10 protein-coding genes and 1 pseudogene are annotated in these 12,974 nt (G+C 60.2%); 3 read left to right on the forward strand and 8 right to left on the reverse strand.

Going from position 1 to position 12,974, the window contains the following annotated elements; genetic code table 11:
- Nucleotides 1-10: 10 nt before the first annotated feature.
- Both ABNK63_RS10565 and ABNK63_RS10570 read left to right on the forward strand, forming a co-directional pair.
- Nucleotides 11-664 (forward strand): hypothetical protein, encoded by a 654-nt coding sequence (locus ABNK63_RS10565; RefSeq protein WP_350015585.1) that lies wholly within the window; start codon nucleotides 11-13, stop codon nucleotides 662-664.
- Between the two features lie 137 nt (nucleotides 665-801).
- Nucleotides 802-1,575 carry a hypothetical protein gene (locus ABNK63_RS10570; protein WP_350015586.1) on the forward strand — a complete coding sequence of 258 codons (774 nt, stop codon included), beginning with the start codon at nucleotides 802-804 and terminating at the stop codon, nucleotides 1,573-1,575.
- 162 nt (nucleotides 1,576-1,737) lie between these two features.
- On the opposite strand, the gene ABNK63_RS10575 is transcribed toward ABNK63_RS10570, so the two are convergent.
- The 3 genes from ABNK63_RS10575 to ABNK63_RS10585 form a co-directional block, all read right to left on the reverse strand.
- Nucleotides 1,738-2,541, reverse strand: a complete 804-nt coding sequence (locus ABNK63_RS10575) for a DUF3667 domain-containing protein (RefSeq protein ID WP_350015587.1) — start codon at nucleotides 2,539-2,541, stop codon at nucleotides 1,738-1,740.
- 669 nt (nucleotides 2,542-3,210) lie between these two features.
- On the reverse strand, nucleotides 3,211-3,447 hold the full coding sequence (locus tag ABNK63_RS10580; RefSeq protein WP_350015588.1) for a hypothetical protein: 237 nt from the start codon (nucleotides 3,445-3,447) through the stop codon (nucleotides 3,211-3,213).
- A gap of 28 nt (nucleotides 3,448-3,475) precedes the next feature.
- On the reverse strand, nucleotides 3,476-3,919 hold the full coding sequence (locus ABNK63_RS10585) for a hypothetical protein (RefSeq protein WP_350015589.1): 444 nt from the start codon (nucleotides 3,917-3,919) through the stop codon (nucleotides 3,476-3,478).
- Between the two features lie 204 nt (nucleotides 3,920-4,123).
- Between ABNK63_RS10585 and ABNK63_RS10590 the strand changes: the two genes are divergently transcribed.
- Nucleotides 4,124-4,828: a transposase gene (locus ABNK63_RS10590; RefSeq protein WP_350015590.1), complete on the forward strand. Its 705-nt coding sequence runs from the start codon at nucleotides 4,124-4,126 to the stop codon at nucleotides 4,826-4,828.
- Nucleotides 4,829-5,861: 1,033 nt separating this feature from the next.
- Here the strand turns inward: ABNK63_RS10590 and ABNK63_RS10595 are convergent.
- The 5 genes and pseudogenes from ABNK63_RS10595 to ABNK63_RS10615 all read right to left on the reverse strand — a co-directional run bounded on the left by ABNK63_RS10595 (nucleotide 5,862) and on the right by ABNK63_RS10615 (nucleotide 12,964).
- A complete protein-coding gene (locus tag ABNK63_RS10595) occupies nucleotides 5,862-6,377 on the reverse strand; it encodes a DUF3696 domain-containing protein (RefSeq protein ID WP_350017212.1) in 516 nt (171 codons plus the stop codon).
- Between the two features lie 360 nt (nucleotides 6,378-6,737).
- Nucleotides 6,738-6,965 (reverse strand): annotated as a pseudogene (locus ABNK63_RS10600) (AAA family ATPase); the annotation flags it as partial.
- On the reverse strand, nucleotides 6,962-8,146 hold the full coding sequence (locus ABNK63_RS10605) for a DUF262 domain-containing protein (RefSeq protein WP_350015591.1): 1,185 nt from the start codon (nucleotides 8,144-8,146) through the stop codon (nucleotides 6,962-6,964). The pseudogene ABNK63_RS10600 and the gene ABNK63_RS10605, both read right to left, overlap by 4 nt.
- A 2-nt stretch (nucleotides 8,147-8,148) precedes the next feature.
- The gene (locus tag ABNK63_RS10610) at nucleotides 8,149-11,796 is read right to left on the reverse strand and encodes a methylmalonyl-CoA mutase family protein (protein ID WP_350015592.1); all 3,648 of its coding nucleotides are present in this window, start codon (nucleotides 11,794-11,796) and stop codon (nucleotides 8,149-8,151) included.
- 265 nt (nucleotides 11,797-12,061) lie between these two features.
- Nucleotides 12,062-12,964 (reverse strand): alpha/beta fold hydrolase, encoded by a 903-nt coding sequence (locus ABNK63_RS10615; RefSeq protein ID WP_350015593.1) that lies wholly within the window; start codon nucleotides 12,962-12,964, stop codon nucleotides 12,062-12,064.
- Between the last annotated feature and the right edge of the window lie 10 nt (nucleotides 12,965-12,974).

Here is a 12,974-nt window from a genome sequence, read left to right on the forward strand (position 1 = left end):
AGAAATCGACATGGAAGCGTCCGTACTCACGTTCGCCTCGCTGGATGAACGCATAGAAGCGCAGCCCGAGCACCCTTCCTACCAAATCATGCCTACCCGCAGTGTGCGGTGGGGCAACGCGCTTGTCGCTGTTTCGGGCATATCGGCCTTGCTCCTTGGGAAGATTGCGGCCAATGAGCCGTGGGTGGTTTTCGTCTTGCTCGCGTTGCTAGCCGTCGAAATCGGCGGATTGATCGTGGTGATCACGGCACAGCTACCAAGCCTCACGCTCACCTTTGCCAACCAGCGCCGGGAGTACGCCGAAACGTTGGACTTCGACCTGCCGCACCACGACAGCCTGGTGGCGTGGCTGCGCTCGTTCCCACGGACGCGCCTCCAGACAATGAGCTCGTTCGCCACTCACCGGGTTGAACGCTTTCGCACCAAGCTGCCTCTGATGACCGGCGGCATCGAGAGGCTCGGCGCACTGCCCGTCGTCGCGGCCCTCGTCGTCCAGTTCAAGGACATGCAATGGCCGCCGCATCCTAGCTGGACGCAGATCATCCTGTTCACGGGACTGATGCTCTTCTACTGGCTTTGCCTGCCAATGCTGAGCCAGCGCTTCCGGCTCGAACTCCATGACGCCCTTCTGAAGAAGGCGCTAGAGGCAAATGCCTCCAGTTGACCCGAAGAGCACGCCTGCGCACAGACCGCCATGCTGCGGTTCAAATGGCTGCAAGTGAACCTGCCCCGCTGTCCTTGCCGTTTCCCGCACATGAAGCGCTCACTATCATTGCCACATCACGTCAGGGGATTGAACCGTTGAGCCTTACACGAATCGTCGGTGCCTTCGGTGCCATCGCCTTGCTGGCCTTCTTCGTTCATCGCAGCCACGATCCGCTACGCACCTCGCTGCCATTCGGAACAAGCGACCTATCGACAGTGGAACCTGCGCTGCAGCGATTGAAGGCCGAGGATCGCGCCCTGGTCGAAGCCTATGTCAAACGCAGCCACGGCGATGTCCTGTTGCCGTCGATGGCGGACCCCGACCAGCCACTCACCGCCCGCAACTTTGCCGAAGCCATCGCCCTGGAAAAAGCCTGGGACGTCAAGCGTGATGCGCGCGATGCGGTGGCGGCAGAGCAGGTCTCCGCGCGTGACGAAGCGATGGCGCCCCTGCGTGCCATCGTCGAAGCGGATGTCCAGCGCACCGAAATCCTGTCGCCACGCCAGATGGTCGCGCCGGTCGCGCCGATCGACGGCATCAAGTCGGCCCTGCCGAGCGACCAGGCCACGATCTTCGTCGTTACCGTGTCACTGCACAATCTCGGCAGCAAGGCGATCGTTGCCGTGCAGGGGGCGCTCGAGGCAAGGAGTCGTGACGCAACCATGCCGCTGGATCTTTGCTGGGTCGATACCGGACCACACGACCGGATCGATCCGGCCAGCCGCACGGAAATCCGCTGTGCCAATCCCCATCAGCGCGTGAGCGACGAACAACGCGCCTTCATGGACACGCCTGAGCGGTTCACCGTCGTCTGGAACCCGAAAATGCTGCAGTTGGAGGACGGCACGCTTATCCGGAGCGGCCTTTGAAGAACAGCAAAAATGAAAGCAGAACCAGGGCAGAGTCTGAGATCAAATGAACCGGACCACTTTTCGGCCCGGGGCCAATCGATGCGCCATCTTCCTGGATGACAGGATGAAGGGGATGACGAGCTTGAGTCGGTGCCAGTCGTCCCTGGCGCGTTTTCCCTTTTAGCCATGCATCGACATGGAGACCAATACAAACCCCGCGGCAGCCGAGATCAGGGAGCTGACCACCGTGAACAGGATGAAGCCCAGCAAGGCGCGCAGCGCGGTCTTCCAGCGCGAGGAGCTCTGGAAGTACTGCACCAGTGAAAAGACCAGATAGAAGAAGGCAAACGGAACGACCCACATTTGCGCGCTTGGCAGCCACCTCTGGACGAGTACGGCAGCCGCCATGAAGATGAACGTCTGCACAGTCAGGAAGGCTGAGATCACCAGCCATTCGGGGTAATTCAGCCCCCTGCCCTTGAATGCCAGCCAGAAGGCCCCGGCCTGAAACGGCAGGAGAAGAAGCGTAAATGCGGCCAGGTGTGCATTGATCCAGTCTTTCACCGCAACGGCGGTCTTGGCCGACGCTGCAGCCGCTGCGCCTCCCTCAACCCCGACGCTGGAGCCCTCCACATAACCGGCGCCAGCCTGCAGGGAGGGGCCGATCAGATCGCCGCCCAGCAGAAACTTGCCAAGCAATACCACCAGCGCCGCCGAGATCATCAACAGCAACATCGGCTTGACCTGGTTGGCGCGCCGCCCTTCGATGTAGTCGCGCATCAAATGGCCCGGCCGCAGCATCAGCTCCTTGAGCGAATAGAAGATGCCCCGGTCCATGTGCAGCACACTGTGCTCCAGCTCATGCCCGAGGAAATGCCAATCGATGCGATGGGCGGGCGTGGTTTGGCCGCAGGTGGGACAGAATTTCTGGTCAGGACCGGCGATGGCGCGATCGCAATTGGCGCAAGCGCCCGATTGAAGCATTCTCACTGTCTGCCGCCCCCTGGAGTGTCCTGCCTGATTTTTGCACGAGCACGAACAGGAAGCGCGACCACATCAAGGAAAAACCGCGTCTGATCATGGGGGCGGAAGATCGGGTCAAACCGCACGGGGTCGGTTTCGCTTTCCCGCGCCAATGGGGTCTCGCCAACGAGGTCTGCCAACGGGTCAGGTTCACTTGCTGGCATGCGCGGTCGGTCAGCTCCCACGAAGTGGGATGTTCGAGGACGATACAGGCGAGACGGGCGCCCGCCGATCTTGTGGCGCTCGCGATGGGAAGCACCCAAACGAACGCGCCCGTGCCTATCAGCAATGCCTGAACGCAGGCATCGCACCCGACGACCTGCAGCAGCTGAGCGCGCACGCCAGCCAGGAGCGCGCCCTTGGTGACGAGCGCTTCCAGCACATGCTGGAAAGCACCCTCGGACGCCCGGCGGTATGTCGCCCGCGTGGGCGGCCACCGCGGGCGGGCAGTCATGAGTGAATTCAATTAGCCACATCCCCTTTAATATGGCGCGATCCTCGCGCCGCATGAAACACAGCGGCGGGTGGTCAGCGGCAAGACGGGCACTTACTCCTCACGATCACCGGGAAGGGCAAGTGCGCGTCTATTGACCCAGACGGCGAAATGGTGACCCCGTTCTCTTCTCCCGCCTATCCCCGCAAAGGAACCAACCTGTCGTACGGGGGAAGGTTGCTGCTGGCCAGCTCCTCGGCTTCATAGGCAACGCGCAGGGTGGCGGCGGCTCGCATGTAGCCCATCAAGAGATCCTCTTGATCACTGACGTCATCGTCCTCGCCTGCCTGGTCGATTTGCGCTTCCAGAGAGTGGATCTGCGTTTGCACCGCCTGCACGGCCATCAGCAGGGTCTGCCCATCAATATCAGCCATAGTTTTCGCTCATCGTTGGAGTACGGAATCAGGCGCGCTCTACCGAGCGGGCGATGGCGTTGCGTGCCAGGTTATCCAGCGCACCCTTGAATGCGTCGATACGGAGAGATTTGGCCGCGCATTCAATCTGGTAGTGATTTGCCTTGAAGCGCGAGTTGTAGCCGGTCTCGCGGACGACCAATGATGCCGGGACGACCGTACCCTCGGGAATTTCGAAGGACAGCCAGCTCTTGCCCTTGAACACACTTTTCACGTCGAACAGCGAGGTGCCGCCAGCGGATTTCACCCATTCCTGCCCGAGACTGTCGCGATACAGCACCACGTCTGCCTGCCGCATCGATCCATTCGGCAGTGTCCGCGCATAGAAATCGGGATAGAGCACGCCCGGAGCAGGATCATCACCGATCACCGTCCCGTCGGGAAATTCCTCTTTGCGCACGGATCTCCAGAGCGCTTTGTCCGTAGTAGCCATGATGCCCCTCCCTTCGCGTCGGTCCATTGAGCGACGAGTATGCAAGAAAACCATGCGAAGCGGAGTCAGGAAAAAGGAGAAAAGGGGGGAGAAAAAGGGACGTGGCCAATTAAGGGCACGCCTACCGTCGGCGGTCATACCGGCCGACAGCTCTGACCGATCAGTTGCAGCACAGTGGCAGCATGTGTCCCAGCAGCTACTGCCATGCCACGACTGCCGCGTCTCGAACTGAAGGGTGTTCCGTTGCATGTCACGCAGCGCGGCATCAACAAGGGCGCGATCTTTCTCGATGCGGACGATCGCTACCATTTCAGGCGCCTACTCCGCCGAGCTTTTCGCGATCATGGCATTGCACTGCACGCGTTCGTCCTTATGGACAACCACTTCCATCTGCTGGTTACGCCCGATGTCGTCGGGACGTTGTCACACGCCATGGGCTGGATCGGCCAGTCCTACGTGCAGGCCTTCAATCTCAGGCACAGTCGCTGTGGTGCGTTGTGGCAGGGACGCTTCAAGTCCTGTCTGGTGCAAAGTGAACGCTACCTGCTGACCGTCATGCGCTACATCGAACTCAACCCGGTGCGCGCCGCCATGGTCGGGGCACCGCAAGACTATCGTTGGTCGAGTGTGCACACGCATCTGGCCCGAGCCCGCGACCCGCTCATCACGCCGCACCCGCTCTACCTCGCGATGGGACGTGACCCAAGCGAACGCGCCGACGCCTACCAACAATGGCTGGACGCAGGCATTGCACCGGATGACCTGAAGCACCTGCGTACGTACGCCAGCCAAGAGCGCGCCCTTGGTGACGAGCGCTTCCAGCGCATGGTGGAAACCACCCTCGGACGCCCTGCCGTGTGCCGCCCGCGCGGCCGACCACCGCGCACAAGCAGCCAGGAAGACATTTAATTAGCCACGTCCCCTTTAATTCCGTTATTTGGGGGCGATTCAATCCCCTGGCAAAGGGAGATGATGACTAAAAATACCTATAACGATCTTTCCATCAGACTCCGGCACGGGGCCATGAAAGTACACCCGATTTTGATGGGGCTCGAGCTTCTCGTGCCACTCACAATATAACGTCCTCGACCCCAATACGACCTCTCGAGGAGCTCTATACCTAGCCTTCAAACCAACCTCATTTGCTTCTGGCGCCACGGTTAAACCGTAACCAGTGAATCTCCTTTGGATAATGTCCCTTGTCGCCGATCCCGCGGTTGCTGCGACATTCTCTTCAGGCCGTAGTGCAGGCGGGGGTGTAGTAAATATCCAAGATCCGAAGTCGTTCAATACCGATAAACATTTACGCAACTTTTCACTTACTGATGCATAGCCCCCAGCAAAACCTCTAACGCCTCGCCAGACATTGGGAGTAAAGCAAATGTCTGGAAAAGCATGAGGAGCCAATTGCTGAATTAATCGCTCGCCGTCACCGTCCGCAATTTGACTTCGCCAAAAGCCAACGTGATCACTTTCGGACTGTACCCACCACGCAGACGCCGTTCCTAAATGCGATGTTGTTTCGAAGCATCCGCTTCGGGAAAGACTTAGGCAGGCAACTGGGCGTCCTATTCTGTTGCAATGGTGGATCCAAGCTATGTCTGAATTTTCCTCAGCTGGCCCACCGCCAACCTCAACCCACAGGCCGCCTTCGATCCCCTCGGGCCATTCCGTATCCAAGTAACAAGGCGCGCGGCTCAACCAAGACGCAAGTTCTTGCCTCAGTTCACCAGATGCGCCGAGCTGAGATACAACACTCCAGAGATCCAACTCTCCATCCATCGACCTAGTTTGAAAGTCATCTCCTATCCAGACAGTTTCTCGACGATCTTCTGCGATATATGCCCGTTCGATGACCTGCTCAATAGCGCAGAAAAAATTTGCCGTGGACTCAAAACGGTCTAGACTCCACTCAGATCCGTCTATCACAAATGCCATAGACCTATTTGCTCCTTCGAATACGGCCTAACTCAGCAACATCTATTTGATATTGGTCAAAAAAATATTCCGGCCAATCGGAGAGAGTCCCGCGATCAGAAACTGAGATACGTTGAACCAGCGGAAGTCCAGATTCGGAGGAGTCAAAGAAAAGAAGCGACACAGCCTCGCACGCAATGTACTTCATCTTTCCTACAGCGAGGCGGATACCATTAATGACATGGTCTGAGTGAGTTTCAAGGATTACTTGTACACCTTTACTGGCAAGCCACGCTAGAAAGACGCCCATCGTCGACTGGCCGGCAGGATGCAAGTGGGCCTCCGGATTTTCCACAATAAATAGTCCTCCTGATATCGCGGACAATCCGCCTGCAACTATGGGGAGCGCGTACGACACACCGAATCCCATATTTGGCGCTCGGACCCACTCTCCGCCCGGCTGGCGAAATTTCAGAAGTGACACCATTGGATCGGGAAGTTCCGTAGCATCAATCTCAATGGGCCCAACAATCTCAGACATCCATTGCTCAACCTCGTACTTGAAGAGCGATCCTGATAGCTCACTAGCGGTCGGATGGACTCTACTTCCGTCGGAGAGCGGGACACTTCCGAGAGTTGCAAGCAACTGAGCGCAGTTTTCCCCTCTAATCCCAACCTCGACGTCCTCCGCAGGAACGGCGCTAGTCGCAAAGCTCGTGCGTGGACCGAGCCGCTCGGCCGAAAGGTAAGTAAAGCTTCGGGGCGGCCCACTAAAGCAGATCGGCAAATGTTGGGGAGAAGCTACCTTTTGGAGATATAGCGCATCTGACTTAGGAAGGCCAAAACTCCAATTACACCGCACCCCACCATCGTAAGTAAGCGACATCTCGATCATATTCTGCGAACGCCAGTTTTGAACGTCCTCTGCCGTGCCCAACTCCAAGCCAAATGGCCCATTCAACCTAACCGTGTTTCCCCTAGCCCTCACCGCTTCTGCCATCAATAGCAGTGACTGGACAAATGACGTTTTTCCAGCACCATTCAAACCCGTTAGAACTGTCAAAGGCTTTACATCAAACTCTTGATGAGCAAATCTCTTGAACGAGTTGATAGTTACAGAATTTATCATCCTACTATGCTCTTCAGAACGGTTTTTGTGACACTGAGCCTCATAGCAACCGACTTTGGATCGCCAGTTGCTACTGTAACCGCTTTGGAATATTCCGGATCGGAAAATAATTCCCGAAACCCCGTCGCTATCTCCCGCTTATTTGGAAGCAGCTGATCCAGCTTGAAGTCTGACAACGCGATAGCCTGGGATTCAAAAACAGCCCTATTAATAGGTCCACGACGCGCACCGATAGGCCACCGGCGAAACGCTGCATCATCTAAAATTGCCGAGGCATTCAACATGCCGCGTTCGAAGGCCAACTCCAACTCTTTCACCTCGTTTTCGCTAATCACGGGCGCCATGGTCGATACGCCGTCTAACCGGCGAGTAAACTCTACAAGAAAAGCATCGAGACTGGAGTGCTTGCGGTACTCCTCGGCGGAGTAATTTTTGAAAGCGCAAAACCGCAGGACAAGCTCACGGTTAGTCATTCGCCCGCTATCCCTAACGAAGCCACCATTTACGCTCCTAGACCAATAGTGTCTTTTTGTAGCTAAATCAAAAGCCTCTGATTCCGCGAGACGTTTCAGAAATGATCGCGAGAAATCTTTACTCATCGCGTGGCGAATCTCTTGCGCTGACAAAGGGCTACCCAAAGTATTGACACGACTAAAAATGTCGTACTTCACTTCGTCAGGAGTCTGTGGCTCGATAACGTGGACAACAATTTGAGTGCTCCGCAAGCGCCTTGATGCGGGAGGGTCCAGAGAGTCGAACGTGGCTCCATGAAGGTGTTCCAAATATTCGAGATCACTTTTATCTAAGGCGTGCTGATTTCTCATAAAGAGGCTGATTGTCGAGAGGCGCTGCACGCCGTCCACTACCTGATAGGTACCTTCATTAGACTGATTGAAATAAAACGCTGGTAATGGTATTCCCAAGAGTATCGACTCTATCAAACGAGTGCGCTGCCTCGCCTTCCATACGTAATCCCTTTGAAAATCTGGCGCAAGATCAATTTCCTTTTGGGCAATTTGGTCGACCACCTCCCTCAATGAGAAGTTCTTGGTCGTAATCCTTATCTTTGCGGGATTCCATGGCTTTACTTGGTCAAAGCGAGAGGTATCTTCCTCATCGACTAGCTCGGCCGGCTCGAATTCGCCTCGAATTGCGTCCAAATCTGACGGGCTCTGATTCATGCTCACATATTCCTCCGATACTCCCCACCCACCTCATAAAGCGCATGCGAAATCTGCCCCAATGAGTTGTACTTAACCGCCTCGATCAACTGCTCAAACACATTCCTACGCTCCCGCGCCGTCCCCTGCAACACCTTGAGACTGTCGGCAGCCAGCGAGTTCCTCGCCTCCCCATAGCTCCGAACATTGGCAATCTGCGCCCCCTTCTCCTCCTCCGTCGACCGAATCAACTCGATCTCCGTCGCAATCTCCCCAGCATGCTCCTTCGGCAAGAACGTGTTGACCCCGATCAACGGCAACGACCCGTCATGCTTCTTGTGCTCGTAATACATCGACTCTTCCTGGATCTTGCCGCGCTGGTACATGGTGTCCATCGCCCCAAGCACGCCGCCACGCTCGCTGATCGCCTCGAACTCCTTGTACACCGCTTCCTCCACCAGGTCGGTCAGCGTGTCGACCACGTAGCTCCCCTGCCACGGATTCTCGTTGAAGTTGAGGCCGAGCTCCTTGTTGATGATCATCTGGATCGCCACCGCCCGCCGCACGCTTTCCTCGGTCGGCGTGGTGATCGCCTCATCATAGGCATTGGTGTGCAGCGAGTTGCAGTTGTCGAACAGCGCGTACATCGCCTGCAGCGTGGTGCGGATGTCGTTGAACTGGATTTCCTGCGCGTGCAGCGAGCGGCCCGAGGTCTGGATGTGGTACTTCATCATCTGGCTGCGCGCGCTGGCGCCGTAGCGCTCGCGCATGGCGCGGGCCCAGATGCGGCGGGCGACGCGGCCGATGACGGTGTATTCCGGGTCCATGCCGTTGGAGAAGAAGAAGCTGAGGTTGGGCGCGAAGTCGTCCACCTTCATGCCGCGGGCGAGGTAGTACTCGACGATGGTGAAGCCGTTGCTCAGGGTGAAGGCGAGCTGGCTGATCGGGTTGGCGCCGGCTTCGGCGATGTGATAACCGCTGATGCTGACCGAGTAGAAGTTGCGCACCTTGTGGTCGACGAAGTACTGCTGGATGTCGCCCATCATGCGCAGCGCGAATTCGGTGGAGAAGATGCAGGTGTTCTGCGCCTGGTCTTCCTTCAGGATGTCGGCCTGCACGGTGCCGCGCACCTGGGTCAGCGTGTCGGTCTTGATGCGGGCGTAGGTTTCGGCGTCGACCAGCTCGTCGCCGCAGACGCCGAGCAGGCCCAGGCCCAGCCCGTCGTTACCCTTGGGCAGTTCGCCGTGGTACCGCGGGCGCGAGGTGTTGGCGTAGAGCTTGTCGATGTGTTGCTGCGCGGTGGCCCAGCGCTGCGCGTCTTCCTTCAGGTACTTCTCCACGTTCTGATCGATGGCGGTGTTCATGAACATCGCCAGGATCATCGGCGCGGGGCCGTTGATGGTCATCGACACCGAGGTGCTGGGCGCGCTCAAGTCGAAGCCGGAGTACAGCTTCTTCATGTCGTCCAGCGTGGCGATGTTGACGCCGGAGTTGCCGATCTTGCCGTAGATGTCCGGGCGCGGCGCGGGGTCTTCGCCGTACAGGGTGACGGAGTCGAACGCGGTGGACAGGCGCGTGGCGGCGCCGCCCTGGCTCAGGTAGTGGAAGCGGCGGTTGGTTCGCTCGGGCGTGCCTTCGCCGGCGAACATGCGGGTGGGGTCTTCGCCGCTGCGGCGGTACGGATAGACGCCGCCAGTGTACGGGTAGTGGCCGGGCAGGTTTTCCTTGCCCAGGAAGGTGACGAGTTCGCCCCAGTCCTTGGATTTCGGCGGGGCGACCTTCGGGATCTTCTGGTGGCTCAGCGATTCGCGGTAGTTGTCGACGCGGATGACCTTGTCGCGCACCTTGTATTCGTTGACGTCGGCGGTGACCGATTGATACAGCGCCGGCCATTCGCGCAGCTGGTGAATCGCTTCGTGGCTGAGTTCCTTCAGCGCCGCGTTGTAGCGCTGGCGCAGGGTGATGAGGCTGCGGTCGACGCTGCTTTCTCCCCTCTCCCCTTGGGAGAGGGGTCGGGGGTGAGGGTTCGGGGTCAGGTTGGAATCTCGCGCTCCGGCCGTACCCTCACCCTCGGTCCCTCTCCCGGAGGGAGAGGGATGCAAATCGGCGCTGCCGTACAGGTCGAGCGGGCGCGGCAGCTTGTCGTCGCCCAGTTCCTTCAGCGACTCGTAGTAGTGCTGCGCCTTGCTGGCGAATTCGGCCTGGGTCTCGATGCCCTTGTTGATCGCGCGGCCCTGCTCGGCGATCTCGGCGAGGTAGCGCACGCGGGCGCCGGGGATCAGCACGGTGGCGCGGGGTTCTTTCAGGGTGGTGTCGAGTTGCGGGGTCCAGCTGCATCCGGCTTCGGCTGGGGCTACCCCACCCTGCCCTCCCCTGGAAGGGGAGGATTCCAGAGCGGGCTGCCCTGCCTTGGAAGTGGCCGCGCCCAGATGCAGCTTTTCGCGCATCAGGCGGCACAGGTTGGTGAACATCCAGGTCACGCCCGGATCGTTGAACTGGCTGGCGATGGTCGGGTAGACCGGCACGTCGTCATCTTTCACGCCGAACGCGGTGTGGTTGCGCTTCCACTGCTTGCGCACGTCGCGCAGCGCGTCTTCGGCGCCGCGCTTGTCGAACTTGTTGAGCACCACCAGGTCGGCGAAGTCGATCATGTCGATCTTCTCCAGCTGGCTGGCGGCGCCGTAGTCGCTGGTCATCACGTAGACCGGGAAGTCGACCAGGTCGACGATCTCCGAATCGCTCTGGCCGATGCCGGCGGTCTCGACGATCACCAGGTCGTACGGCTGGCTCTTCAGGAAGTCGATGCAGTCGTGCAGCACCACGCTGGTGGCGGCGTGCTGGCGGCGGGTGGCCATCGAACGCATGTAGACGCGATGACTGCGCAACGAGTTCATGCGGATGCGGTCGCCCAGCAGCGCGCCGCCGGAGCGGCGGCGGGTGGGGTCGACCGCGAGCACGGCGATGCGCATTTCGGGGAAGGCGTGCAGGAAGCGCAGCAGCAGTTCGTCCACCACCGACGACTTGCCGGCGCCGCCGGTGCCGGTGAGGCCGAGCACCGGGGTCTGCTTGCCGGCCAGCTTCCATTCCTTGCGCAGGCGTTCCAGCTCGGCGTCGCCGAGGCGGCCTTCCTCGATGGTGGAAAGCATGTGGCCGATGGAGATTTCGTCGTCGACGTCGACCTTGCTGGCGGCGGTTTCGACGCGCTGGTCGACCGCGGCACGGGTGCGGTTCATCACGTCCTCGATCATTTCGACCAGGCCCAGCTTCATGCCGTCGTTCGGGTGGTAGATGCGCTCGACGCCGTAGGCCTGCAGCTCGCGGATTTCCTCCGGCGTGATGGTGCCGCCGCCGCCGCCGAACACCCGCACGTGGCCGGCGCCGCGCTCGCGCAGCATGTCGACCATGTACTTGAAGTACTCGACGTGGCCGCCCTGGTAGGACGACAGTGCGATCGCGTCGGCGTCTTCCTGCAGCGCGGCGCGCACCACGTCCTCGACCGAGCGGTTGTGGCCCAGGTGGATCACTTCGGCACCCTGCGACTGGATGATCCGCCGCATGATGTTGATGGCGGCATCGTGGCCATCGAACAGGCTGGCGGCGGTGACGAAGCGCAGCGGGGTGGTTTCCGTCTGCGGGGCGCTGGCGGGGACGTGCTTGGCGGGGGAACTCATGGCAACTCCGGCATCGATGCTTGAACCCGTCGATTCTAGTGGATCGACGGCGGGCTCGCGGGATTGCCGGCGTACCTTGGCGTACGGACATGCGGCTGTACCGACCCTTGCCATCGACGCGTGCGCGGGGGGCCTCACGGTCGTCATTCCCGCAAAAGACGGGAATCCATTGGCTTCTCGCAAAGCCGAAGGTGGATTCCCGCTTTCGCGGGAATGACGGCAACAGAGCATGGTCTGGAGGCGAAGGAGTCGCTGGCGGGAATGGCTAGAGGCAGAGCGCCAGATTGGGACTGCCAATCACGCGCGTACCCACGTCCTCGCCGCGCACGAAGGCCAGCGCGGCGTCGATGACTTCCGGCGCATCGAGCACGCGGCGATGGCCCAGGCCCTGGGTGGTGAACAGTCGCGCGCCGGGCCAGAACTGGGCATAGCGTTCGCCCTCGCCCCACGGCACGTCGGCGTCGTCGAGGTCGTGCACGATCAGTGCGGGCTGGCCCAGCGCAGGCAGGCGGCGATGCACCTGCAGTTGTTCGACGCTGACGCCGGTGCGGCGCAGCAGCCAGTCGTAGAACGGCTGGCGCAGGTGTTCGCCCAGGCGCACGAAGCGGAAAAAGCGGCTGGCCGCGGCCTTCATGTCGGCCGCGGGCGCCACCAGGATCAGCCGATCGGCATGCCAGTCCTCATCCTGGGCGAAGGTGACGGCGGCACCGCCCAGCGAGTGGCCGACGGCCAGCGCGGCGCGGCCGTAGTGTTCGCCGATCGCGTGGATGGTGGCGGTGAATTCGGGCAGCGTGCACAGCTTGCCGCTGCTGTGGCCGTGGCCGGGCTGGTCGAACGTGACCACGGCGAAGCCCAGCGCACGCAAGCCTGCCACCCACGGCAGGAAGCGCAGGCCGAAGCTGGACCAGCCATGCGCCAGCAGTGCGTACGGCTGGGTCGCGGGATCGCCCCACACGTAGGTGGCGATGGATTCGCCGCGGACCTCCAACTCGCCGCGCTGCATCTGCGCATCGCCCTGCACCGCTTCGGCGCGAACACGGCTGCTGGCGAACGGCGTGGCGAACAGGCGCGCGGCGCGGTTCACGGTGCGCTTCGGCGCGATCCGTCCGCCCAGCGCGAAGCCGGTGCGCACGGTGGTGAGCTTGAGACGGTCGATGACGGTGGACATGGGGCTTGCC

The sequence above is a fragment of the Rhodanobacter sp. IGA1.0 genome (assembly GCF_040208325.1).
In the GTDB taxonomy this organism is placed as follows: Bacteria; Pseudomonadota; Gammaproteobacteria; order Xanthomonadales; family Rhodanobacteraceae; genus Rhodanobacter; species Rhodanobacter spathiphylli.

Bases quoted from the DNA above. Each gene is read 5' to 3' on its own strand.
- ABNK63_RS10565 (WP_350015585.1), top strand. From the start codon at position 11: ATGGAAGCGTCCGTACTCACGTTCGCCTCGCTGGATGAACGCATAGAA.
- ABNK63_RS10580 (WP_350015588.1), bottom strand. From the start codon at position 3,447: ATGGCTGATATTGATGGGCAGACCCTGCTGATGGCCGTGCAGGCGGTG.
- ABNK63_RS10585 (WP_350015589.1), bottom strand. From the start codon at position 3,919: ATGGCTACTACGGACAAAGCGCTCTGGAGATCCGTGCGCAAAGAGGAA.
- ABNK63_RS10605 (WP_350015591.1), bottom strand. From the start codon at position 8,146: ATGAATCAGAGCCCGTCAGATTTGGACGCAATTCGAGGCGAATTCGAG.
- ABNK63_RS10575 (WP_350015587.1), bottom strand. From the start codon at position 2,541: ATGCTTCAATCGGGCGCTTGCGCCAATTGCGATCGCGCCATCGCCGGT.
- ABNK63_RS10615 (WP_350015593.1), bottom strand. From the start codon at position 12,964: ATGTCCACCGTCATCGACCGTCTCAAGCTCACCACCGTGCGCACCGGC.
- ABNK63_RS10590 (WP_350015590.1), top strand. From the start codon at position 4,124: ATGCCACGACTGCCGCGTCTCGAACTGAAGGGTGTTCCGTTGCATGTC.
- ABNK63_RS10610 (WP_350015592.1), bottom strand. From the start codon at position 11,796: ATGAGTTCCCCCGCCAAGCACGTCCCCGCCAGCGCCCCGCAGACGGAA.
- ABNK63_RS10595 (WP_350017212.1), bottom strand. From the start codon at position 6,377: ATGTCTGAGATTGTTGGGCCCATTGAGATTGATGCTACGGAACTTCCC.